Origin of the sequence: Thermalbibacter longus, assembly GCF_023806485.1 — a bacterium.
GTDB lineage: Bacteria > Chloroflexota > Chloroflexia > Thermomicrobiales > Thermomicrobiaceae > Thermalbibacter > Thermalbibacter longus.
In genome coordinates this window covers 1-21,733 of the sequence record NZ_JAMSLR010000005.1, presented here as the reverse complement: position 1 = coordinate 21,733, position 21,733 = coordinate 1, and the positions used below count along the sequence as shown (strand labels likewise).

Below are 21,733 nucleotides of genomic sequence, written 5' to 3'. Positions count from 1 at the left end.
CCGAACCGATCTGGCAACCGGCGCATAACCGCGCCCGGCCAGTGAACCACCGAGCACGATCTGGCAACACCGGTCAGAACGACGCTCGCGCCGCCGGCCTCTTCCCGGTTCGGCGCCAGTCTTTGTGGAGGAACGAGGCCACTCGTAGGCTCGGTCAGCGCCTCATCGCCTGCGGTCGCGCGAGACCGAGTCGTGGTGAGAGCCGCACAGCGTGATCGGCGCTCACCCTGCGACTCCCCAGCGCCTCAATCCTCCTGGCCGACGACCACCTGGATCGCCTGGCAGGCGTTGTTCCCGTATCCCTGGCGGTTCCACTGCGGGCTGAGCGGCTGGGAATTCCCGAGCGCATCGGTCGCCCGGGCAAGCACGGTGTAGCGACCGGGCTGCGGGGGATGCCAGCGGAAGCTCCAGGGGCGCGCCGCGTACAGCCCCTGGTCGGCTCCGAGCTCGGCCGCCGCCCAGCTCGCGCCGCCATCGATGCTCACCTCGACGCGGGTCACCGGCCCGTACCCCGACCAGGCGATGCCGCTGAATTCGACCGGAGCGAGCGGCAGCCGCGCGCCGTCCGCTGGCCGGACGATCAGGCTCCTCACTCTCGCGCGCGTGACCGGTGGGGCATCCTCCACCGGGTCGTCACTCTGGACGTACCGGTAGTGCTCGCGCTGGAAGTAGCCCTCGAACGCCTGCTCCAGCGCGACGATGCGCGCGAGCCACTTGACCGAGGCCATGCCGTACCAGCCGGGGACGACGAGCCGCACCGGAAATCCATGGTCGGCCGTCAACGGCTCGTCGTTCATCGCCCAGGCCAGGAGCACGTCCGGGCCACGCGCCTCCTCGACGGGCAAGCTGCGCGCGAAGGGCTCCACCCGGCCCGGCTCGACCTCCCCCTGGTCGGCGCCGACGAACAGCAGCTCCACTGCCTCCGGGCGCAGCCCCGCCCGATCCAGCAGCAGGGAGAGCGGCGCGCCGGTGAACCGGGCAGTGCCGACCGCGCCCAGGCGCCAGGGGGTACCGCCGGGCGTGGGGGTCAGCAGGGTGCGGCCGTTGCCCGCGCACTCGAGCGTGACGGTGATCGTCCGGGAGGGGAGCTGCTGCACGTCCTCCAGCGACAGCTCCAGCGCGCGCTCGACCGCCCCCTCCACCCGGAGCCGCCAGGCGTGCGGATCGATACGGGGGACAGCGAAGTGGTTGCGCACGTAGAAGAGCTCGGCCGGCGTGAGCGGCTCCGCCAGCGCGTCCGGCGGTGTCTCGGCGTTCAGCGGCTCCCGCTCCACGATGACGAGGCGCATCGTCAGCATCTCCCTTCCTGATAGCGATAGCTCAGTCCGAGGCTCCTGGCACCCGTCGCCGACCCGAGCCCTGACCATCGCGGGCAGGAGCCGGCAGCGACACTCGAACACCGACCGGGCGCTGAGGATAGCTGGAACCAGGTAAGCCAGCAACATGAGCGGGGCGAGCGACCGTCCGCCGCAGTGCGAGCGGGCATCCCGGGGGCTGGGACGAGCATGCTCCGTGGAGGCTCGGGACGCAGCACACCGCTACGGGTGTTCCTGGCCCTGGAAGCGGCCCTCGTAGCGCGCGCGGCCGGTGCACTCTTCCAGGATAATCTGGCAAATGGCCGTACCCGGGTGGATCGCCAGCGGGATCGGCCCTGCGTTGTTCATCTCCAGCACCTGCCGGGTACGCACCATCCCAGGCTGCATGAAATTGGCGGTCACATGTACCATCAAGCCCACCCGCGCGAAGCGGCTGCGCCCCTGGATCCAGCCGCAGATGTCGTCCGGTAGCGTGATCCGCTCCTCGGTGATGCCGAGCACTGCCTGGCCAGGGAGCAGGAGGAAGTAGTCCTCCACCTCCACCAGCTCGGTCACCAGCCGGTGATCGGCCTCATCGGTCACGTGGAAGATCTCGCGCGCCGGCCGGAAGATCCGGAACTCCCGGCCCAGGTGCAGGTCGATCGATGCTGGCCCCACCTGGCTGGGATCGAACGGCTCGATGACGAGCGCTCGCTCTTCGATCAGCCGAAGGATCTCCGAGCGGGTCAGGATCCCCATACTGGCTCCCTTCCGGCGATACGCCATGCCCGATCGCTGGGCGAGCGGCTCGCCGGGCCATGCCCTGCTCAGGGCTACGCCACGACCGGCGGTTCCGGCAGGCGCGGCAACGCCCGCTCGCACCAGGCCGCCACCTGGAGCAGTCCCCGGTCGTGCCCCTGGCGAGCGACGAGCTGGATCGCCAGTGGCAGGCCATCCGGGCTCAGCCCGCTGGGCAGGCTAATGCTCGGCACGCGGCAGAGCGTCCAGACTGCCTGGAACGAGCGGTCGCCGGTGGTCTCGCGCCCCGGCGCCGGGGCTGGCACAGTGGGCAGCAGGGCAGCGTCGGCCTGGCCCAGCAGCTCGTCGATCACCCGCGCCAGTCGCGCGCGGAGCCGGCGGGCGTGGAGCTCCAGCGCCGCCGGGACGAGCAGGCCAGTCTCCACAGCCGCGCGCAGGCGCGGGCCGTAGTGCTCACGGTAGCGGGACAGGTTTTCGCGGTGGACGGCCGCAGTCTCGGCCGTCATCAGCACGTGGTGCACGGCGAGCAGCAGGTCGAGGTCGACCGGGAGACGCCGCTCCTCGACTGTCGCACCGGCAGCGCGGAAGGCCTGTGCGACCTCCAGCAGGTTGGCACGCACGACCGGCTCGGAGCGGTCGAGGAAATCAGTGAGGAGCAACAGGCGAGGCGGCTGGGGCTGAAATGAGAAGTCGACGCGCTGCTCGAGGAGTGCGACGTAGGCCAGCGCCGTGTCCTGGACGGTACAGGCGATCAGGCCGAGGTGATCGAGCGACCAGGCGAGCGGGACGACGCCGCTGGTCGAGAACCAGCCGTAGCTGGGCTTGAAGCCGACTGCGCCGCAGTAGGCGGCTGGGCGGAGCACCGAGCCGGCTGTCTGGCTCCCGATCGCGAACGGGACCATCCGCGCGGCGACCGCCGCCCCGGAGCCGGAGCTGGATCCACCGGGGGTCCGCTCGGGGTGCCAAGGGTTGACGGTCGGCGCAGGGTCGGCGAAGGCGAACTGGGTGGTATGGGTCTTGCCGAGGACGACCGCCCCGAGCGCCCGCAGCCGGGCCACGATCGGCGCGTCCTCCCGGGCGACGCGCCCCCGGTACGGCTCGAAGCCGGCGGCTGTCGGCATCCCGGCGACGTCGATGATGTCCTTGACCCCGACCGGCACCCCGTGAAGGGGAAGCAGAGTGCCGGAGCCGGCCAGCCGGTCGAGCCGCTCTGCCTCGCGCCGGCTCCCCTCCGGGTCGAGGAACGCCCAGGCCTGGAGCTTCGGCTCCAAGCGCTCGATCCGCTCGAGGCACGCGGCGACGATCTCCGAGGCACGCAGCCGCCGCTCCTTGATCTGGCTCACCAGCCCGCAGATGGAGAAAGCCGGTTGATCGCTCACGCGCTCTCCTCTCCAGGCACTCCGCGCAGATCCGGGGCAGCATCCCACAGATCCAGCCCCTCCTCGCTCAGGCGCTCCAACGCCTCTGCCATCCGCGCGATCTCGGTCTCCAGCTCGCGGGCGCGCTCGGGCCCGTAGAGCGCCGCGGCGAAGGTCTCGAGCACCTGGCCCCAGGGACGTTGCTCCGCGCGCTTCATCTCGTCACGCATACCTCGCCTCTCCGGCTTCGTCGCCGCTCGCCTGGTGTGCCAAGTGTGACCGCGCGAGCTGGTATGGTCAAGCGGAAGATGAGGGCCGCTCGCGCGTCTAACGATCCAGGAGCGATGATCTGGTCGCTTCTGGCTACCAGGCGCTATAGTAGCGATACGATAGTATGGCGTTTCACCGACGGGAGGTGGCCGATGGCTGAGGTCCAGATCACGGTGACGCGGAATGGCCCGTACCACGTGAAGGGGCCGGTCAAGCTGGTTGACCACCGCGGCAACGAGATCCCCTACGAGGGGGACGAGGTCTGGCTCTGCCGCTGCGGCGGCTCGCAGACCAAGCCGTTCTGCGATGGCACGCACCGGAAGATCGGATTCCAGGGCGCCATCGCCGTGCCGGTCAAGGCTGCGGGCGAGTCGTCGTAGCTGGCCACCCTGGCGCGTCGAGCGAGATCAGCGAGAGCAGGCGGGGAAGCCCGGCGCGAGCCGCTCCCCTGCCGTACCGGGAGGATTGGATGGCGACTCCAGAAGGCTACGTCGCGGTCAAGCGCTACGACGAGATCCCGGAGGGAGGAATCGTCCCGTTCGAGGTCGACGACGACGAGCGGATCCTGGTCAAGCTGGAGGGAAACGTCTACGCCCTCAGCGGAATCTGCACCCACGAGTACGCGGAGCTGGCCGAAGGTGACCTCGAAGACCACGTGATCTACTGCCCGTTGCACGGTTCCGGCTTCGACCTGGAGACGGGCAGGGTGACCTCGCTGCCGGCGACCCAGCCGCTGCCGGTCTACGATGTCCAGATCGTTGACGGCGTGGTCTACGTCTCGCGCGAGCCGCGGCAGGGATGAGCGATGGCCGACCCGCGTCCCTGCGTCATCCTGGGAGGCGGTGTTGCGGCCTACGGCGCCGCCGAGGCGCTGCGGGCCGCCGGCTACGACGGCCCGGTGACGCTGGTCAGCGCCGAGCCGGTCGTCCCCTATGACCGCCCGGCACTCTCCAAAGCGTTTCTCCAAGGCCAGAAGACGGCCGAAGAGATCCTGCTCAAGCCACCCGAACACTACCAGAGGCTGGGGATCGAGCTGCGGCTGGGGCAGCGGGCCACCGCGGTCGACCTCGATCGCCGCGAGCTGGTACTCGAGCCGGGCGAGCGGCTCCCGTTCGCCGTGCTCCTGATCGCGACCGGAGCCGAGCCGGTGCGGCTACGCCTCCCGGGGTTCGACCTGCCCGGAGTGCGCTACCTGCGCTCGCTGGCCGATGCGCAGGCACTGCGAGAGGATCTCTCGCGGGCCGAGCGCGTGCTGGTCGTCGGCTGCGGGTTCATCGGCGCCGAAGTGGCAGCCAGTGCCCGCATGCTGGGCAAGCAGGTCACTGTGGTCGATCCGCTGCCGGTGCCGCTGGCTGGGCCGCTAGGCGAGGAGGTGGGGGGCATCCTGGCCGAGGTACACCGACGACACGGGATAGAGCTGCGCCTGGGGCAGAAGGTGGCGGAGCTGCGAGGGCACCGGTCAGTCGAGGAGGCCGTCCTGGAGAGCGGCGAGCGGATCGCCTGCGACCTGGTGGTGGTCGGGGTCGGCGTGCGGCCCGCAGTGGCGCTCTTCCAGGGCAGCGGGCTCCAGATCGAGAACGGCATCCTGGTCGACGAGCACTGCGCGACCGGCGTGCCTGGCGTCTACGCCGCCGGCGACGTTGCGAACTGGTGGCATCCGGCCATTGGCCGCCGGCTGAGGGTGGAGCACTTCGACAACGCGGCGCAGCAGGGCGCGGCGGCGGCTCGGGCCATCGCCGGGGATCCTCAGCCCTATGCTCCAGTGCCCTACTTCTGGTCGGACCAGTTCGACCTGAACCTCCAGTATGCCGGCTACCCGGGGCCGTGGGATCAGGTCGTCCTACGCGGCGACAAGGCGGCGCCGTCGGTCACCGCCTTCTACCTGCGGCAGGGAGTGGTGGAGGCAGTGGTGACCATCAACCGGCCGCGGGAGCTGCGTCCCGGGCGGCGGCTGGTCGAAGCGCAGGCGCGGGTCGACCCGGCGGTGCTCGCCGACCCCTCGACCGACCTGCGGGCGCTGGCGCAGCCAGCACGCCAGGCGGAGTGAGCGAGCCCAGTGCGGGCATTCGGAATGCGCTCGCGTGGCCTGCATCGGGAAGCTAGCCCCACACGCCCCATCAGCTTCAGCGCGCTCGGAGACGCAAGCCCGGGGCTTCGAATCCCGGGGCCGCCCGCCGGGGCGGCAGCATGCGCATCGGAGCCGGCCGTCTAGGTCAGGAGCGTACGAGGAGAACGCGATCGACGCTCGGCAGCGCGCCGCCTGGCGAAGGGGTCTCGCCCGTATCGAGTTCCTCGGCGAAACGTGTAGGGGCGACCGGCCGGTCGCCCCTACCGCTGGACAGGCCGAGGTGTCGCCTCCCGGCCGAGAGTGGCGTGCCTCGTGGACAGTACCCGTAATACAGCGAGCGCGGCAGAGGGAGGACGGCCGCGAGCAGTGGAGCCACGAGCCAGCCCGCGTCTGCGTCACCGGATGGCGCCAGGGTCGAGCGGCACCAGCGCGCCGTCGCGCCACGCGTAGAAGGCGCGCCCGGGGTACTGCTCGGCCAGCAGCCGGTTCCGAGCATCACCGAGGTCGAGCGCGTAGACCACACGGCCGTCGAGCAGCGGCGAGTTCTGAGCGAAGAACGGCGCGTAGTCAGTCCAGTACTGAGCCCGCACGAAGACGACTGCGTTGTCCAGCCGGGCGGCCTCGACCGCGCGCAGCCCGTCCGCGGTGATTCCGTACCAGCCGCGATAGCTGACGAACCAGCGCGGCGCAGTCCAGAAGAGTCCATAACCGATCAGGAGCACAAGGAGGACGACCGGGAGCCCGGCGCTGAGTACACGCCCGAACCGGCTATCTCCCAGAGCGCGCCGCGCTGCCCAACCGAACCAGCCATCTGCTTGGCGCAGGCCGCGGGCGGCCAGCAGCGCCAGCCCGCCAGTGGCCTCGAAGTAGTAGCGAGGGCCGTACATCTGGCCACTGGTCCAATAGGCGAGATGTACGGCGATCAGGCCCAGCGCCAGCCCGCCGAGCGCCAGATCCCAGGCGATCGCCTCGCCCAGCGCGGGCCACTCCTCGCCTGCTTCGGCTCGCGCGGCAGCCACAACGGCACGGGCGAGCGCGACCAGCACGGCCAGGATCGCCGGGACGAGGCTCAGCCGGAATGGCCAGCCGAAGAGGTAGGTTTCCAGTTCCTTCAGGTTGAACCGGGTGTTGATCCAGCCTCCCTGGAGCGTATGGCCACCGCCCGGCCCAGCGCCGGGCCCGAAACCGACCCGGTCGAACGACCACCAGAGCTCGTAGGCGAAGCGCAGCGGATGCCCGGTAGTCAGCCAGTTGTAGCCGAGCAGCAGCCCGCTGAAGGCCAGCGCCGCACCCGCCATCGGGCCGTAGACCCGCAGCCGAACTGGATACCGGAGCGACTCGATGCCAGCCCACAGCGCGAACGGCGCGCTGATCCCTACCGCGGTGAGCGGCCGGCTGAGCAGCAGCATCCCCAGCGCCGCCCCGGCGGCGAGTCCGAGGGCCGGCGAGCCGCGCCGCCGCGCCGCCTCGAACCCCACGAGGAAGAGGAGCGTCCAGACGAGGCAGACCACGTGCGAGAGGAAGCTGCCGGCCTGGATCAGCAGGAATGGCGAGGTAGCCAGCAGCAGCGCCGCGAGCAGCCCGGTCACGGAGTCGTAGATCCGGCGACCGAGCCGGTAGACCAGCGCTACCGCCAGCCCAGCGGCGATCGGGTTGACGAGCCAGGGCTGGCCAGCCAACACGCCGAGCGCCAGGGCGAGCGGGTAGCCCGGCGGGTACTTGCCGAACCATTCGCCGTCGCGCACGATGACGAACGGGATCGAGAAGAACTCAGGCAGGGCCGGCGCCGGCGCCACGAGCGTACCGGCCGCAAAGGTGCGTGCCTGGAAGAGGAAAGCGACCTCATCCTCGACGTGCGGCAGTCGCTCGAAGATGGCCGTCGCGACCCAGGCAGCCACGAGCGTGGCCCAGAGGCAGAGCCCAGCCGCGAGCAGGCCAGGCTGGGCAGCCGGGTCGGTCGAGGGGGCGACCGGCTCGGCGAGAAGCTGGCGTCGAACGGGCATCATGCCGTTCGCTCCGCGAAGATGGCGCGCGAGCCCGTCCAGGACATCGCGCTCGGAGCTGCGTCCGAGGTCGCTCTAGAGGGCGCCGCGGCAGCGGAGCCTGGCGACCGCGTGTCGCCCCCTGCACTCATGACCGACGTCCCGCAGGCGCGACCGGCTCGAGCCGGAACACCGGGTGGTCGGCCGGGTCGGGCAGCGCGGCGAACTGCGCTCGCACCTGCGCGCCCCAGCGCTGCAGGTACGCCTCGATCAGCGGTGGCTTCTGCGCATCCGGCACCTCGACCGCCCGAAAGCGCTCGACCCGGCCCCGCCAGCGCAGCTCACCCTCGCCGGCCGCCCGCAGGTTGCGCACCCAGTCGGTCTCGCCCCGCGGCGCGACCAGATACCGCTGTCCTCCGTGCTCGAGGACGTTGACTGGGACGGCATGCCAGCGGCCGGTCTTTCGACCACGTACCGCCAGCACCGGCGTGATCCCCAGGCGCGCGATCAACGGGTTGACCACGCGCCGGAGCAGCCAGCCCGGCCGCAGATAGGCCCGAGAGCGTCCCTCACGCATTCCCCGGTCCACCTCCGTATCTTCAGTCCCCGTGCTGGGCAGCCAGCGCACTGGGCCGCCACCAGCGCGGGCCGTTCCCGCCAGGATCAGGGTACCAGCGCGACCCGGTGCTCGACCGCCCCCTCGCGCAGACGCTGCATCCAGGTAAGGATCTCGTCCAGCGGGTGCGTCTCCACCGGTGGCCTCAGGACCCCCCGGCCGATCAGGTCGAGGACGGTTGCTAGCTCCGCGCGGGTACCCCAGAAGCTCCCCAGGATGGCGACTTCGTCCGCAACGATCCGCAGTCCGAGCAGCGACCCGGCGACGCTGCCGAGGCCCACGAGCACCACGCGGCCACCCCGGCTCACCAGCCGCTGGGCTAGCAGCTTCGTCGCGTCGTTGCCCACGAAGTCGCCGACCACGTCGATCCTCCGGTCGAGCAGTGGCTTCTCCGGGTCGACGCTGCGGCTGTCGAGCGCGAGGTCGGCCCCGAACTGCCTGGCCAGCTCCAGCTTGCGTGGCTGGACGTCGAGCGCCACCACGTACGCGCCGATCGCTCTGGCGACCTGGATCGCGTTCAAGCCGAGCCCGCCGGCCCCGATGATGACGACGGTCTCGCCAGGCCGGACACGCGCCACGTTCGCAAGCGCGTGGAAGGACGTCAGCACGGCGTCGGTGGCCACCGCGGCCTCAGCGTCGCCGACCCCGTCCGGCACCGGCACCAGCGCATGCGCCGGCACGGCCACGAACTCGGCGTAGCCGCCGTCCCGTGCCAGGCCGATCGCGAGGCTTTCGGTGCAGAGGTTATCCCGCCCTGCCCGGCAGAACGCGCACTGCCCGCATCCCGCCGGGCCGAAGACGGCGAAGCGCCGCCCGATGAGCGACGGATCGACGCCGGGGCCCGTCTCGACCGCCTCGCCAGCGATCTCGTGCCCGAGCGTCAGCGGCACGGGGAACGGGTAGCCTCCGAGCTCATCGTGGATGATGTGCAGATCCGAGTGGCACAGCCCGGCCGCCCGCACCCGCAGCAGCACCTCACCCGGGCCGGGCGACGGCCGCTCGACCTCGACGAGCCGGAAGTCCCCTGGGCCGAAGAATCGTGCTGCACGCATGAGAACTCTCCGTTCCGTCCGGTCGTTAAACCAGATGCGTTCGTAGGGCAAGCGTACCGGGCAGGTGAACGGCGGGCAAGGCAGGGGAGAGCTCCCACCAGCTCGCCGGCACCGGTGAGCAAGCGTCATCACAGCGCGATCAGCACTGCGACGAGCAGCGCGAGCGCGAGGGCGAGATTCAGCGCGACCATCAGTTGAAGGCGGCGGAGCTGAGCACTGACACGAACGGTGGCATCACGCGCTTCGCTGGATGCCTGCAAGAGCTGCTCGCTCGCAGCGATGAGCCGTGTCGAGGCGTCTGAGAGCGCCTGCTCCGCCTGGGCGACAACCCTCTCGGCTTGTCTCGCGACCGTGAGGAGGTCTTCGCGCACCGCTCGATTCTCGGCGATCACGTCCTCGACCTGGGATCGCACGTGCCGGACCTCATCGGCCGCGCCCTGAAGCGCTGCGCGTGCGGCTTCTGCCTCCTGCGCCAGGGTCGCCGTCCGGGCCAGCTCCCCGGCGAGAGCGCGGATAGCTTGCTCCGCCTGGAGAATCAGATCACGCCGCTGCTCAGTATCATCGAACATCCGAGGCTCCTCTCATCGCCTCTGCCACCCCTTCAGCGAGCCGTACCACGGCACGCAGATGTGCCCATCCGTGCTCAGGGGCGAGCTGATAACACAGCCGGGCGAAACCGAGCGTCTCGCGACACCGCAGGAGCATCTCGATGACGGCATCGAGCCTCTCAGGATTGCCCGAACCGATTTCCTCTGCCAGGACGTGCAGGAGCTGCCACGCGAGGCGATCGAGATCGACCTGCGGGTAATCCTGCGCCAGAATCCTGAACGCGCTGTCGATGTATTCGCCGCCACCGCTGCGAGTGACCTCGACCAAGCCACGGAGCAGCAGGAGCCCGGGGTGGAACGGCCGTTCCTCGAGGTGCCGCCGGACTGCGCCAGCCAGCTTGGGGAGGGCGTCGGGCGCGCTCGCCCGGCGGAAGAGTGCGAGCCAGTCATCGGGGAGGTCTTCCCTGAGCGATCGCACCGCATCCGAGTACTCGGATTCTTCCAGATACCGCAGCAGTTCATCGCGAAACTTCTGCGTTCCGCTGGCGTCGACCGCCGTCGCCGCGCGAGCGACTTCGAGCATCTGGCGCATCGCCAGGCGCCGGCGCGCCTCGATGTGGTCGTACACGAACGCGACGATGCGTCGAGCGACATGCTCCACCACGTCTTCGTACGACCCTGCTGGGATGTCGCTCAGGTACCGCCGCGCTTGGCCTTCCGTCGTATAGCGCAGGAGGTAGCTGCGGAACGTCTCGATCACGTCCTCGGTCGTCCGGCGGCGCAGATCGACGACGAAGCATTGCCGCTGCCAGTCTTTCGTGTAGTCGACGATCGCCCCAGCCATCGTCAGCCGGTACAGTGCCTTCTCGAGGAGCGACGCCGCGTCCTCCTGGCCCTGGATCTGGTGCCCGAAGGCCGGATGAGCCGCCCCACCTTGGTCGAGGAGAAAGGTGAAACGGATGGGGATGGACAGCAACTGGCGGGTGTCCTGAGGGAGAGCACGGGCGAGGGAGCGCCACACGAAGGCGATCGTGTCTTGATCGAACTGTTTGCCCCGAAAGGCCTGGGAAACGAACCACAGATGCTGCACGGCGTCACTCTCGGCCGGCGCGCCTGGGCGGGTCATCGCTCGCTTCTGCGGCAAGTGGTCGGCGGGCGTCCTGACCGGGTCGAGCGCCTCATCGGCGAGTCTGGGATGGTCATCGCAGAACAGGATGATGCAGCACGCCCGCTTCCCGTCTCGGCCGGCACGCCCGGCCTGCTGGTAAAACTCCTCGAGGGAACGCGGCAGCATGGTATGCACGGTGAAGCGGATATCCGGCTTATCGATACCCATCCCGAAGGCGTGGGTCGCGACGAGCACCCGAATCTCGTTCGCGACGAACGCCCGCTGGATCCGGATCTTCTCCTGCTCCCAATCGGCTGCCAGCCGATCGTCGGGCCGTCGGCCCGAATACGTGCCGAGCCAGTCTACGAGATCCGGCAATCGCGCGCGAAGCTGGCGCTCGAACTCAGCCACACCGAGCTTGCCTCCCACGAAATAGCAGAAGACGATGCCGCTCGGCGGATCGAACGGCTGGCCAGGGCGCCAGCCCAGCAGTTCCCGGAGAACCGACACGAGCCGGTCGACGCGCTCCCCCGTCCGGATACGGACAATGCTCAACTCGAGTTCAGGCCGGTCGAACGATTGAGGACGCACGACCGAGCCGGGATCATCGATCTGGAGCTCGCGCAGCACGTCCACGAGCACGTTTTCGGACGCCGTGCCGGTCAAGGCGACGAAGGGTGGAACATAGCCGGAGAGGGCACGACAGACCGTGGGCACGGTTCGCCCCAACGATAGGTAGGCAGGCCGGAAATCATGTCCCCACTCGCTCACGCAGTGTGCCTCGTCGACGACGAAGTAGTTGACCGGGATCCGGGCAACTGCGTCTTGCAGTTGCCGGCGGAAGTCAGGAATCTGGAATCGCTCGGGAGAAATGAAACAAAACAGGAGCGCTCCGTTGGCGAGCGCCCGCAGGATCTCGTCCCTGCCTCGGGGATTGTATCCCTGCGGTTGCTCGCTCAGCGGGACGATCGCGGCGCTGCGATGGATCCCGAAGCTCACGAGGTGGTCTTCCTGATCGACCATGAGCGAGCGCAAGGGCTCGCAGACGAGCGTCATCCCCGGTTGGAGCAGGCCGGCAAGCTGATAACACAAAGACTTCCCGGCAGCGGTCGGCAGAAGCCCGACCGTCGGCTGCAAGCGAAGCGCCCGGTGGACGATCGGGAGCTGGCCGGGGCGAAACGCGACGTATCGAAACACGATTTGCAGCAGCCTCTCGAGCGGGCGCCGGAATGCGTCCGAACCAGGGTCGAGATGCGGCGTGGGGCGCGGCAATACCGGTTCGAGCGGATCGTGATACTCGGGGGAGACCGGTATGGGCAGCAGGACTGCGGGTGCACCGTGCGCGTGACGGGTTACCGCCTCGTGGTTGAGCACCGGAAAGTATGCGAGGTCGGCCTCCTGTGGCTGCTCGACCAGCATGGGACGCCCCAGTGGCGGGAGCTGGTACAGCTCTTCCAGGTTGTCCAGGAGCTCGCCGAGGGCCTCCAAGATGACCGCGACTCCCTCGCCCTCCCGAGAGGCGTACACGCGCAGCGAAGCCGTGCCGCGCCGCAACAGCCATTGCCCGAGAGCAGTCGTAAGCTGCGCCTCGAGAATCGGCAGCCACACGAGCCTGCGATGCATGTCGAGCATCGGTGCATCGCACTCGTCTCTCATCTGCCATGCGGAACGCAGGATATCGGCCGGGATCATCCCCCTTAGCTCGTCCGCTATTCGGGTGATCTCGGACGACGGGTTCGCCGCCAGACGGATCCGGTAGGTCTTCCAGCCGAACCTCGCGAGCGCCTGATCGCGGCTTGCGTCGTAAGTTGCCTGGGCCGCATCGGAGTGCGACCCATCGTCGACCTCGACGACGAGCCGGTGCCAGGGAACCGAGCCGGTAGACTGGAGACACGGCACCTCGACCGCGAAGTCGACCACGCGCTCACCGGCGAGATCCCCCGGTATCTCTGCAGTGTTGGGAACCATTGTGCGTATCGGCCGCTGCGGGATCAGCAACAGCCCGAGGCGCTTATCTGGAAGCAGGGCGACGAGGTCGTCGAATACCGACGCCTCCGCTTCCGTGCAGAACCCACGGACGAGATCCAGAGCCTGCTCCGCAGCATCCTCCGGCAAGAGCAACTCCGGAAAGAAGCTCGCGAGCAGCCGCGCCCGAAGGGTCCCAGCGCGCTCGTAGACACGGAAGGTCAAGACCCCGCCCTCCCGACGCTCGGCCGCTTCTGCCACCCCGAGCGCCGCCGCCCGCTCCCAGAGCCAGCGTTCGAGGCGCAGGGAACAGGGAGCGGGGTATCCCCGCTGGCCGATCTTCGTCAGCACTGCCCCGGCGAACCTGACTTCTTCAGCGGTCGCTCGCTCGCGTGAACCGGGAAACGTCACGCCCCGCCGGACGCCGATCAAGCGGCGCATGAGCGGCGAGTGGAAGACGAACAGCTCGTCGCTCTCTCTGCGGTCGTCGATCACCCGGACGACACCATCCGCAGCGTATGCCGCCGCGATGTAGGACGCTTTCCACGGCGCTGCCGCAGCCACGACCTCCACCTCGCTCTATCGCTTGGCAGTCTCGGAGCATAAGTCACGACAGGGAGTCTCGCAAGAGGCAGATCGGTGGTGCGGCACGATGCTGTCGAAGCGCGCCTCGTCCGAGAACATGGAAGGCCGCACGTCCGGCAGCAGCTCGTTCGAGCGCCAAGGGCGTCACGGCAGACGCCGGGTCGTACGGCGAGAGGCCAAACCGCGCGTCAGGCGGGCCAGCATCACGTGGGCGGACTCGACCAGGCCGGAACCGGAAGCTCCAGCGCCTCAGTCGCGGACGGAGTCCAGCGCGGCTTCGAAGACGTCGAGCGTGCGCTCCACGTCCTCGGTCGAGTGTGCCAGCGAGACGTAGAACTTCTCGCCGGGGTTCACGAACAGCCCGCGCTCCAGGCAGGCCAGCCCGAAGCGACGGGCCCGCGTTCGGTCGGTCGCTAGCACGCCGGGATGATCCTTCGGCTCCTGCTCCCCGAAGAGCACCTGGAAGAGCGGGCCCTCGCCCAGCACCTGCACCGCGATGCCGCGCTCGGCCGCGAGCTCCCGCAGGCCCGACTTGAGCAACTCGGTGGTGCGGTAGAGTTGCTCGTAGACGCCGGGCTGGCGCAGCACCTCGAGCGTAGCCAGGCCGGCAGCGGCGGCCACGGGGTTACCGTTGAGCGTGCCGCTCAGGTGGGCGACCGGCTCGCCCCGGCCGCGGCGGGAGGGATCGGTCACCGCCATGATCTCCGCCTTGCCGGCGATGGCCGCCAGGGGATACCCACCGCTGACTGCCTTCCCGTACGTGGCCAGGTCCGGCACGACTCCGTAGCGCTCCTGGGCGCCGCCGTACGCCAGCCGGAAGCCGGTGACGATCTCGTCGAAGATCAGGAGCACACCGTGCTGCTCGGTCAGCCGGCGCAGCTCCTGCAGAAAACCCGGTGCCGGGACGAGCGCGCGCTGCAGTGGCTCGCAGATCACGGCTGCCAGCTCGTGCGCGTGCTCTTCGATGAGCCGCCGGGTCAGCTCCACGTCGTTCCACCGGGACACCAGCACCGTCTCGGCGATTTGGGGCGGGATGCCGTCGGAGTCGGGGATCGGCTGTGGATACGGCGTCGGCTCCGAGGCCATCGCGCTCATCATGGCGTAGTCGTTGACGCCGTGAAAGCCACCCTCGAACTTGAGGATCTTCTGCTTGCCAGTGTAGGCGCGGGCGATCCGGAGCGCGTGGAAGGTCGCCTCCGAGCCAGAGGAGACGAACTTCACCTGCTCGGCGCAGGGGGCGGCCTCGATGATCTTCTCCGCCAGCTCGATCGCTGGGACGGTCAACCAGTAGAAGGTCGACCCGAGCGCCGCCTGGCGGGAGACCGCCTCGACGACGGCCGGGTGCGCATGGCCGATGATCAGCGGGCCGGAACCCATCACGTAGTCGATGTATTCGCGGCCATCGACATCGTACACCCGGCTTCCGAGGCCGTGCGAGATCACGATCGCCAGCTCGTCAGGTGGCTTGAAGCTGGTGACCGCGCCGCCGAGCGCCGAGCGGGCCCGCGCCAGCCAGGCCTGATGCGCGCTGCTACGGGTCACGGTCGTCATGATTCGGCCCCCACTTCCATCGTTCGCCTGCTCCGCCGCCCCTTCCCATTCGGCTGACTGCCACCCCCCGACCGCTCGGGAGCGCGCCGCCGCCTAGCCGGTCGTGGGGCCTCCTCTCGGAAGAGATCGTCGGGGAGTGACCAGTTGTGCAGCCACTTGAGCACCCGCGGCACGATGTAGGTCGTGGTGCCGAGGACGCCGGGGATCGTGCTCAGCCGCTCGGTGATGAACCGGTAGAGCGCATCGATCGACGGGACGAACACCTGGACGCTGATATCACGCTCTCCGGTCGTCAGCCCGACGTAACTCACCTCTTGCATCTCCACCAGGCGAGCGGCGACCTCTTCGAGCCGGGTCGGCTCGACCTCGAGAAAGATGTCAGCGACGACCTCGTAGCCGAGTGCCGCTGGGTTGAGAACAGCAACGAGGCGGATCACGTCGTCCTGAACGAGGCGGTTGATGCGGGCCCGCACCGTCCGCTCAGCGACCCCGAGCTGCCGGGCGATCTCCGCGCTCGGCATGCGGCTATCCTGCTGCAGCAGGCGTATGATCGCTAGGTCCAGTTCGTCGATCGGTCGGCCCATAGCCCCATCGCTCCTACCACTACGGTCGCCTCTGACCACCCGAAGCACGGCATTGTACCAGCCCCGGACCAATCATTGTCCGCGCTCCGTACGCATTATCGCCGGCGTTTGCCGGAATGGCACCCGCATTGCCATGCGAACGGCCCGATTCTAGCAGATTCTCGACGTGAACTAGCTCCTTTCCCGCACTCCATCTCTTCGACAGACCTGCCGTGCCTACCCAGCGCGCCTCACCGCGTGACGCCCGAGGATCAGGAGCAGGCCAGTCAGACCATCGGGAACCAGAAGCAATAGGTAGTCGTTCAGGAGCGCAGCGGCTAGCCCGAGGAAGACCACCACCAAGCCCAGCGGGATTGCGTACGGCACCCGGCGGTAGACCAGCAGGCCGGCAAAGAGGTGAATCACCACGAGCAGGACATCGATCGTTCCGATCGGCCGGCTCCCTCCCGCAAGCTGGTAGTAGCTCATCAGCGCCCAGGTGGCACCGGTCACCAGGAAGGCCGTCCCGATGATGAAGACCTTTCCCGACATGACGGGCGTCGCCGGCTCGATCGGCCTCAGGCCCTCACGATGACGCATGCGTACCTCCCAATGTTGGAATGGACCGATACACGTGGGACCCAGCGTGCTCACCCGGTCATGATCGGCAGGCAGACGCCCGGCTCGACCGCGGCGAGCAGCGATCGGAGACTGTCTCTCTACCATGTGCTGGACCTGCGATGCGCTCTTCACCTCCACGCCCCACGTTCATCCCGCCCGATCATGACCGATCTGCCCGGTATGCGCCAGCGCGCCGATCAGGTTGAGGATCAGCCGGGCGGCATGCAGGCTCGTGATCCCGGCCGGGTCGCGAGCCGGTGCGACCTCGGCGAAGTCGAAGCCCACGATCCGGCCCCGCTCAGCTAACCCTCTCAGCAGGTCGAACGCCTGGTAGTAGGTCAGCCCGCCGGGGGTCGGGGCATTGACGCCGGGAGCGATCGCAGGGTCGAGCCCGTCAGCGTCGAAGGTTACGGTAGTAGCGCTCGGCCGCCGGGATCCGCTGCAGCGCGGCCGTGGCGCCGTGCTCGTGCACCTCGCGGGCCGTGACCAGAATGCTCCCGTAGGCGCGTGCATCGTCGAACTCCTGCTGCCGGCCACTGCCCACTCCACGCAGGCCGATCTGAGCCATGCCGGAAACCCAGGGCATCTCCGAGGCACGCCGCATCGGGCTGCTCAGGCCTTCGCGCACCCCGTTTACCTCGTCGCGCCAGTCGAGATGAGCATCGATCTGGACAACGAAGATCGGGCCGAAGGCCTCATAGGCCCGGAGCACCGGGATCGGTACCGAATGATCCCCACCGAGGATGATCGGTATCGCGCCGTGCCGGAGGATCGCCCGCACCACCTCGGTCGCGCGACGCATGTTCTCCTGATACTGACCGGGCTCCATCGACACCTCGCCACAGTCGACGATCCGTACTTCGCGCCCGGCGAAGAGATCACCGCCGAAGTCGACGTCCTAGTGGCGCACGTACCGGCGGAACCAGAGCGACTGCTCGCGGATGGCCCAGGGCGCGGGAGCTGAGGGGAAGCGGGAACCCTCCATGTCGTACGGCACGCCGTAGGGTATGGCGAGGAGAGCGACATCGGCCTCGAGCTGGTCGAGCCGCTCGAGCCGCGGCATATCGAGAAACGACGGCATTCCAGGCGGGACTGGTTGGATGAGCGAGGTCATCGAACTCCCCTGATCGGGGCCAGCGAGCACCGCTCACACAGTGAAACGCTAGCGCTATTGTCGGCAGCCATGGGCAGCGCGTCAACGGTTTTATGAGATCAAAATCGTCGGGAGTGCCACAGCGCGAGCCACGCCCACCTGGGGCCAGCGCGATCGAGGACAACTCCTCGCCCTGGCTCGCCTGACGGCTCTCGTCCATACTCTCCTCCGGAGGAGCCGATCGGGAGCCGCATCGAAGAGGGGACGAGCGTGGTCAGTCCAGAGCTATTCCGCGACGTGATGGCGCGTTTCGCCAGCGGCGTAACGATCGTCACCACGGCCGGCGAGCGCGGCTACCACGGCGTGACCGTCACCGCGTTCTGCTCTGTCTCGCTCGAGCCCCCGCTGGTGCTGATCTGTATCGACCGCTCGATCCAGAGTCACCGGCTGATCGCCGAGGCGCCAGCCTGGGTCATCAATTTCTTGTCTCGCGACCAGGAGTTCCTGGCCGAGCAGTTCTCCGGCCGGGCACCGCTGGCCGATCCCACCTTCAGCAGAGTGCCCCACCGTATCGGCGCGCTCGGCCCGCCCCTGATCGAGGGCTGCCTGGCCTGGATCGAGTGTCGTCCCTGGGCTGCTTACGAGGGCGGCGACCACACGATCTTCGTCGGCGAGGTCGCCTCGCTCGAGCTCGGTCCCAGCGACGACCCGCTCATCTACTACGACCGCGCGTTCCAGGAGCTCGCGTGGGGATAAGCGGCAGCCCTGCCCCGCCGGCGCGCGCTCAGGCATCATTACAGCGGCGAACGCTCCGGCTTGCTCGTGTGGGCATAGGCACGGAGCGCCGAGCGCCGCCCAGCAGGGGAGCGCGCCAACATGCATGCCGAGCACGAGCAGTCCACCACCCGGCCAGCCGGGCGGCACCGCCCGATCGGGCTGATCCTGCTGCTCAACGCGGCCCTGGCCGCGACGCTGGTCAGCGGCCTCTACCTGCTCCGCTGGTATCTCGACCGGGGCGAGACCAGCCTGCCTGAGCCGGCGGGCCAGGCGATCGGAACGGGAGTGCCAGCACCGGACTTCACCCTGCCAGGGCTCGGCGGCGGGGAGGTCCGGCTCTCCGACTACCGCGGCCAGGTGGTGCTGGTCAACTTCTGGGCGACCTGGTGTGGCCCATGCCGGGCTGAGATGCCAGAGATCGAGCACGTCTATCGTGCCTACCGCAACGCCGGCTTCGTCGCTATCGGCGTGAACCAGCTCGAACCGGAGCCGGAGGTGCGTTCCTTCGTCGATGAGTACCAGCTCACCTGGATCTTCGCCCTCGACCAGGACGGCGCGGTCAGCCAGCGCTGGAGCGTCTTCGGTATCCCCCAGAGCTACTTGATCGACCGTGAGGGAAAGATCGTCAAGTCCTGGCTGGGACCGCTCAGTCGCCAGGAGCTGGAGCAGGAGCTGCAGCGGCTCGGCCTACGGTCGTGACCCCTCGCCCGCTTCGTCCGGCCAAAAGCGTGCAGCCGAGAGGAACTCGATCCGGTGCGGGGTCGTGCCCTCCGTCGCGAGGTCAGCTAGGATCTCGCCGACGACAGTGGCGATCTTGAAGCCGTGGCCAGAGCAGGCGCTGGCGTGGACGACGTGCGGGTACCGCGGGTGGCGGTCGATGACGAAGTGGTGGTCAGGCGTCATCGTGTAGAGGCAGGTCAACGTCCAGAGCACTCGCCCCCCGGCTCCCGGCAGGAAGCGGTTGAGCATGGCCCGCAGCGACTCGACCTCCTCGGGCCTGACCTCGCGGCGGGCGGTCTCCGGCGTGCAGACCTCGCCGGTGTCGTGCCGGCCGAACTTCACCCCCTGCCCAGGGAGCGCGGGGAAGGCGCTGTAGATCCCTTCCGGGATCTCCCAGAGCGCGAAGGGATAGCGGCCAGCCACGAACAGGTCGTCGCGCTCCGGCTCGAAGTGGACGTGCAGGATGCGCCAGATCTCCAGCGGGAGCCGCAGGTCAGCGAGGAGCTGGCCGATCCAGGAGCCGGCCGCCAATACCAGCCGGTTGGCACGGTAGCGTTCCCGATCGGTCTCGAGCACTACCCCATCCCCGTCGACCCGCCAGCGCCGTACCGGCTCCCGGTGGCGCAGCTCGGCCCCGCGGGCGGCCGCGATATCGAGCAGGGCGGCCAGGCAGGCTTCCGCGTCGAGCAGGCCAGCGCCCGGCTCGTAGAGGCCAACGAAGTCGTCCGGGATACGGAAGGCTGGGAAGCGCTGCCGGACCTGGGTGGCGTCCAGTTCCTCGTGCGGGATTCCGTGTCGTCGGGCGCTGGCCAGCGCGCCTGCCACGAGCTCCGCCTCCGGCCGGCCGAGGTAGATCCCGCCGGTGACAGTCAGCAGGGCTTTGCCGCTCTCCTGCTCCAGGGCATGCCAGAGATCGTAGGAGCGCCGGACCAGCGGCACATAGTCGGGCGACTCGTAGTAGGCCTGGCGGATGATCCGGGTGCGCCCGTGGGACGACCCGCGGTCGTGACCCCGGTGGTAGGCGTCCAGCCCGAGGACGCGGTAGCCGCGCCGGCTGAGGTGCCAGGCCGCCGCGCTGCCCATAATGCCCAGGCCGACGATAGCGACATCGTAGGATGCCCCACGCACCGCAGCGCTCCCCTACCCGGCAGTGCTCACCACCCCTTGACTGTCCATTCGATCCCGCGCTCGTAGGAGAGCGTGACGGTGGTCACGTCGCTCCGCTGCCGCAGGAACGAGAGATAGGCAGTGCAGTCGTGCGAGACCACGTTGTCGGTCAGGATCAGTCCACCGGGCAGGACGTGGTCGATCACTGCCTCGAAGAGACGCGTATAGTCGTCCTTCTCCGCGTCGATGAAGACGAGTCCGAGACTATCCAGCTCACCGGCGATCTCGGCCGCGTCGCCGGTACGGACCTCGGCCACCGCATCGAGTCCCGCCTCGCGGAGATGCTGGTTCGCCGCCTCAGCGCGCTCGGGCAGCAACTCGCTGCCGATCACCCGCCCGCCGTATGCGCGGGCGGCCAGCGCCAGCCAGATCGTCGAGTAGCCGACGGACGATCCCATCTCGAAGATCCGGGACGGCCGCAGTGCCAGGACAGTGGCATAGAGAAATGCCCCGGTCGGTGGCGTGACGCTGCGGATCCGCTGCTCAGTCGGGAGCCCGGCCTCTCGCTGGGCCTGATCGAGAGCGTGCAGCCGCTCGAGTACCGGCCGAGCCCGATCATCGGCGAGCGCGTGCTCTGGAACCATTGCGTAACCCTCCCCTGCTGACGTCCTGCTCGAGGATCTTGCCTCGCTCGCGCGGTTTCGGCAAGGAGGGCACTGCTTGGGCGAGTGATCGTCCAGTAGCACGAGCCCTCCCTGCCGACAAGCCCGGCACTCCGGGGAGCACGAGCGCTGGACAGGTGTCCGGCTGGCGCCGAAACGCCGATGGCCGAACAACACCGTCGTCCGAATCAGCGGCGGTATCGAGGTAAAACGCGGAAGGATCCGCTCGACGGCGAAGGTCTTGCCAGTAGGAAGGGGCAACGCGAGGTGAGCAGGTACGTCGAGGGGCAGCCTACGGCTGGAGCGACACCGGCGGGCTCGTCAAGCCCAGCCGCTCGATAATGGGCAGGGCCTCTTCGAGCTTGCGCAGTAGCTCGCGGTACCGCTCGGCCTGCTCCGGCGTCATCCTACCGGCTCGGTAGGCGCGGTCGAGTGTCTCAAGCTGACCCATCAGGTCGTACCACTCGTACGGGAAGGAACTCTGATCCGCCTCCCGTGGGTTGTGTGTCCAGAATTCCGCGAGCTTAGGGAGGAACTCCACCTCAGCGGTAATTCCCCACAAGGCAAGGTCGATCGGATCCCTTACCGTGGCCGGCGAACCCATCGCTTGTCCCCCCGTCTCGGATCGTCGAAATAGGTGAGCCCTGTCCTGGGCTGAAACGCCGTCATCCAGTGCCCGGTCGCCAGCCGGTATTCTACCAGGATCCAATCGGACCCTTCGGGACCTCGGAACTCCTCGGAACGACGCACGACCGCGAGGTGCCAGCCCTTGCCCTGGTACTGGCTGATGAGCACCCCACTACGCGGATCGAGGATCACCCGGGGAATGCTGGCTAGGTAGTCGTCCAGCGTCGTGCCTAGCGGCCATTCCCGTTGGGCAACGACGTGCCGCAAGTAGTGAGCCTCGGCAGGTGACAGGAGATCACTTCCCCGCAGCACCCGGCCCCGCCACGAGAGCCCCGCCAGTCGTCCACCAGCCCGCTCTCGCGCGTCCGGGTCGAAGCCAGCCCGCGCCACGTGCTCCAGCACCTCC

At 68.7% G+C, this 21,733-nt stretch carries 24 protein-coding genes; 5 read left to right on the top strand and 19 right to left on the bottom strand.

The window, feature by feature from the left end; genetic code table 11:
- Positions 1–245 precede the first annotated feature (245 nt).
- The 4 genes from NET02_RS08665 to NET02_RS08650 all read right to left on the bottom strand — a co-directional run bounded on the left by NET02_RS08665 (position 246) and on the right by NET02_RS08650 (position 3,642).
- Positions 246–1,298: a sulfite oxidase gene (locus NET02_RS08665; protein WP_284057000.1), complete on the bottom strand. Its 1,053-nt coding sequence runs from the start codon at positions 1,296–1,298 to the stop codon at positions 246–248.
- A 240-nt stretch (positions 1,299–1,538) separates the two neighbouring features.
- Complete coding sequence (gene dcd / locus NET02_RS08660) at positions 1,539–2,054, bottom strand: dCTP deaminase (protein WP_284056999.1); 516 nt, start codon at positions 2,052–2,054, stop codon at positions 1,539–1,541.
- 74 nt (positions 2,055–2,128) lie between these two features.
- The gene (locus tag NET02_RS08655) at positions 2,129–3,433 is read right to left on the bottom strand and encodes an amidase (protein ID WP_284056998.1); all 1,305 of its coding nucleotides are present in this window, start codon (positions 3,431–3,433) and stop codon (positions 2,129–2,131) included.
- Complete coding sequence (locus tag NET02_RS08650) at positions 3,430–3,642, bottom strand: hypothetical protein (protein WP_284056997.1); 213 nt, start codon at positions 3,640–3,642, stop codon at positions 3,430–3,432. The genes NET02_RS08655 and NET02_RS08650 overlap by 4 nt, the downstream gene beginning before the upstream one ends.
- Positions 3,643–3,834: 192 nt before the next feature.
- On the opposite strand from NET02_RS08650, the gene NET02_RS08645 reads away from it, so the two are divergent.
- From NET02_RS08645 to NET02_RS08635, 3 genes are all read left to right on the top strand, one after another.
- Positions 3,835–4,062, top strand: coding sequence for a CDGSH iron-sulfur domain-containing protein (locus NET02_RS08645; protein WP_284056996.1), 228 nt, complete (start codon positions 3,835–3,837; stop codon positions 4,060–4,062).
- An 89-nt stretch (positions 4,063–4,151) separates the two neighbouring features.
- Positions 4,152–4,484 (top strand): Rieske (2Fe-2S) protein, encoded by a 333-nt coding sequence (locus NET02_RS08640; RefSeq protein WP_284056995.1) that lies wholly within the window; start codon positions 4,152–4,154, stop codon positions 4,482–4,484.
- Between the two features lie 3 nt (positions 4,485–4,487).
- The gene (locus tag NET02_RS08635; RefSeq protein ID WP_284056994.1) at positions 4,488–5,729 is read left to right on the top strand and encodes an NAD(P)/FAD-dependent oxidoreductase; all 1,242 of its coding nucleotides are present in this window, start codon (positions 4,488–4,490) and stop codon (positions 5,727–5,729) included.
- A 416-nt stretch (positions 5,730–6,145) separates the two neighbouring features.
- On the opposite strand, the gene NET02_RS08630 is transcribed toward NET02_RS08635, so the two are convergent.
- From NET02_RS08630 to NET02_RS08580, 11 genes are all read right to left on the bottom strand, one after another.
- A complete protein-coding gene (locus NET02_RS08630; protein WP_284056993.1) occupies positions 6,146–7,756 on the bottom strand; it encodes a glycosyltransferase family 39 protein in 1,611 nt (536 codons plus the stop codon).
- Positions 7,757–7,880: 124 nt separating this feature from the next.
- Positions 7,881–8,309, bottom strand: a complete 429-nt coding sequence (locus tag NET02_RS08625; RefSeq protein ID WP_284056992.1) for a nitroreductase family deazaflavin-dependent oxidoreductase — start codon at positions 8,307–8,309, stop codon at positions 7,881–7,883.
- 86 nt (positions 8,310–8,395) lie between these two features.
- On the bottom strand, positions 8,396–9,400 hold the full coding sequence (locus NET02_RS08620; protein WP_284056991.1) for a zinc-binding dehydrogenase: 1,005 nt from the start codon (positions 9,398–9,400) through the stop codon (positions 8,396–8,398).
- 128 nt (positions 9,401–9,528) lie between these two features.
- Positions 9,529–9,969: a hypothetical protein gene (locus NET02_RS08615; protein ID WP_284056990.1), complete on the bottom strand. Its 441-nt coding sequence runs from the start codon at positions 9,967–9,969 to the stop codon at positions 9,529–9,531.
- The gene (locus tag NET02_RS08610) at positions 9,959–13,585 is read right to left on the bottom strand and encodes a RecQ family ATP-dependent DNA helicase (RefSeq protein ID WP_284056989.1); all 3,627 of its coding nucleotides are present in this window, start codon (positions 13,583–13,585) and stop codon (positions 9,959–9,961) included. Before NET02_RS08610 ends, NET02_RS08615 begins: the two co-directional genes overlap by 11 nt.
- A 270-nt stretch (positions 13,586–13,855) precedes the next feature.
- Positions 13,856–15,157, bottom strand: a complete 1,302-nt coding sequence (locus tag NET02_RS08605; RefSeq protein WP_284056988.1) for an aspartate aminotransferase family protein — start codon at positions 15,155–15,157, stop codon at positions 13,856–13,858.
- A complete protein-coding gene (locus tag NET02_RS08600; RefSeq protein WP_284056987.1) occupies positions 15,154–15,741 on the bottom strand; it encodes an Lrp/AsnC family transcriptional regulator in 588 nt (195 codons plus the stop codon). Before NET02_RS08600 ends, NET02_RS08605 begins: the two co-directional genes overlap by 4 nt.
- A 216-nt stretch (positions 15,742–15,957) precedes the next feature.
- Positions 15,958–16,320 (bottom strand): hypothetical protein, encoded by a 363-nt coding sequence (locus tag NET02_RS08595; protein ID WP_284056986.1) that lies wholly within the window; start codon positions 16,318–16,320, stop codon positions 15,958–15,960.
- A gap of 168 nt (positions 16,321–16,488) precedes the next feature.
- On the bottom strand, positions 16,489–16,854 hold the full coding sequence (locus tag NET02_RS08590; protein WP_284056985.1) for an arginase family protein: 366 nt from the start codon (positions 16,852–16,854) through the stop codon (positions 16,489–16,491).
- Positions 16,736–17,170 carry an arginase family protein gene (locus tag NET02_RS08585; RefSeq protein WP_284056984.1) on the bottom strand — a complete coding sequence of 145 codons (435 nt, stop codon included), beginning with the start codon at positions 17,168–17,170 and terminating at the stop codon, positions 16,736–16,738. The genes NET02_RS08590 and NET02_RS08585 overlap by 119 nt, the downstream gene beginning before the upstream one ends.
- Positions 17,171–17,239: 69 nt before the next feature.
- The gene (locus NET02_RS08580) at positions 17,240–17,455 is read right to left on the bottom strand and encodes a hypothetical protein (protein ID WP_284056983.1); all 216 of its coding nucleotides are present in this window, start codon (positions 17,453–17,455) and stop codon (positions 17,240–17,242) included.
- A 249-nt stretch (positions 17,456–17,704) separates the two neighbouring features.
- Here NET02_RS08580 and NET02_RS08575 point away from each other — a divergent pair, with 249 nt between their 5' ends.
- A complete protein-coding gene (locus NET02_RS08575; RefSeq protein ID WP_284056982.1) occupies positions 17,705–18,190 on the top strand; it encodes a flavin reductase family protein in 486 nt (161 codons plus the stop codon).
- 120 nt (positions 18,191–18,310) lie between these two features.
- Positions 18,311–18,910: a peroxiredoxin family protein gene (locus NET02_RS08570; RefSeq protein ID WP_284056981.1), complete on the top strand. Its 600-nt coding sequence runs from the start codon at positions 18,311–18,313 to the stop codon at positions 18,908–18,910.
- Here the strand turns inward: NET02_RS08570 and solA are convergent.
- The 4 genes from solA to NET02_RS08550 form a co-directional block, all read right to left on the bottom strand.
- Positions 18,899–20,059 carry an N-methyl-L-tryptophan oxidase gene (gene solA, locus NET02_RS08565; RefSeq protein ID WP_284056980.1) on the bottom strand — a complete coding sequence of 387 codons (1,161 nt, stop codon included), beginning with the start codon at positions 20,057–20,059 and terminating at the stop codon, positions 18,899–18,901. The genes NET02_RS08570 and solA overlap by 12 nt on opposite strands.
- Before the next feature lie 26 nt (positions 20,060–20,085).
- Positions 20,086–20,682: an O-methyltransferase gene (locus NET02_RS08560; protein WP_284056979.1), complete on the bottom strand. Its 597-nt coding sequence runs from the start codon at positions 20,680–20,682 to the stop codon at positions 20,086–20,088.
- A gap of 310 nt (positions 20,683–20,992) precedes the next feature.
- Entirely contained in the window at positions 20,993–21,304 is a 312-nt protein-coding gene (locus NET02_RS08555; RefSeq protein ID WP_284056978.1) for a hypothetical protein, read from the bottom strand.
- Positions 21,283–21,733: hypothetical protein (locus NET02_RS08550; protein WP_284056977.1), on the bottom strand; the 451-nt coding region annotated here is incomplete at its 5' end. The genes NET02_RS08555 and NET02_RS08550, both read right to left, overlap by 22 nt.

Bases quoted from the DNA above. Each gene is read 5' to 3' on its own strand.
- NET02_RS08665 (WP_284057000.1), bottom strand. From the start codon at position 1,298: ATGCTGACGATGCGCCTCGTCATCGTGGAGCGGGAGCCGCTGAACGCC.
- dcd (WP_284056999.1), bottom strand. From the start codon at position 2,054: ATGGGGATCCTGACCCGCTCGGAGATCCTTCGGCTGATCGAAGAGCGA.
- NET02_RS08650 (WP_284056997.1), bottom strand. From the start codon at position 3,642: ATGCGTGACGAGATGAAGCGCGCGGAGCAACGTCCCTGGGGCCAGGTG.
- NET02_RS08645 (WP_284056996.1), top strand. From the start codon at position 3,835: ATGGCTGAGGTCCAGATCACGGTGACGCGGAATGGCCCGTACCACGTG.
- NET02_RS08640 (WP_284056995.1), top strand. From the start codon at position 4,152: ATGGCGACTCCAGAAGGCTACGTCGCGGTCAAGCGCTACGACGAGATC.
- NET02_RS08635 (WP_284056994.1), top strand. From the start codon at position 4,488: ATGGCCGACCCGCGTCCCTGCGTCATCCTGGGAGGCGGTGTTGCGGCC.
- NET02_RS08630 (WP_284056993.1), bottom strand. From the start codon at position 7,756: ATGATGCCCGTTCGACGCCAGCTTCTCGCCGAGCCGGTCGCCCCCTCG.
- NET02_RS08625 (WP_284056992.1), bottom strand. From the start codon at position 8,309: ATGCGTGAGGGACGCTCTCGGGCCTATCTGCGGCCGGGCTGGCTGCTC.
- NET02_RS08620 (WP_284056991.1), bottom strand. From the start codon at position 9,400: ATGCGTGCAGCACGATTCTTCGGCCCAGGGGACTTCCGGCTCGTCGAG.
- NET02_RS08615 (WP_284056990.1), bottom strand. From the start codon at position 9,969: ATGTTCGATGATACTGAGCAGCGGCGTGATCTGATTCTCCAGGCGGAG.
- NET02_RS08605 (WP_284056988.1), bottom strand. From the start codon at position 15,157: ATGACGACCGTGACCCGTAGCAGCGCGCATCAGGCCTGGCTGGCGCGG.
- NET02_RS08600 (WP_284056987.1), bottom strand. From the start codon at position 15,741: ATGGGCCGACCGATCGACGAACTGGACCTAGCGATCATACGCCTGCTG.
- NET02_RS08595 (WP_284056986.1), bottom strand. From the start codon at position 16,320: ATGCGTCATCGTGAGGGCCTGAGGCCGATCGAGCCGGCGACGCCCGTC.
- NET02_RS08590 (WP_284056985.1), bottom strand. From the start codon at position 16,854: ATGCACGCGCCTACGGGAGCATTCTGGTCACGGCCCGCGAGGTGCACG.
- NET02_RS08585 (WP_284056984.1), bottom strand. From the start codon at position 17,170: ATGGAGCCCGGTCAGTATCAGGAGAACATGCGTCGCGCGACCGAGGTG.
- NET02_RS08580 (WP_284056983.1), bottom strand. From the start codon at position 17,455: ATGACCTCGCTCATCCAACCAGTCCCGCCTGGAATGCCGTCGTTTCTC.
- NET02_RS08570 (WP_284056981.1), top strand. From the start codon at position 18,311: ATGCATGCCGAGCACGAGCAGTCCACCACCCGGCCAGCCGGGCGGCAC.
- NET02_RS08560 (WP_284056979.1), bottom strand. From the start codon at position 20,682: ATGGTTCCAGAGCACGCGCTCGCCGATGATCGGGCTCGGCCGGTACTC.
- NET02_RS08555 (WP_284056978.1), bottom strand. From the start codon at position 21,304: ATGGGTTCGCCGGCCACGGTAAGGGATCCGATCGACCTTGCCTTGTGG.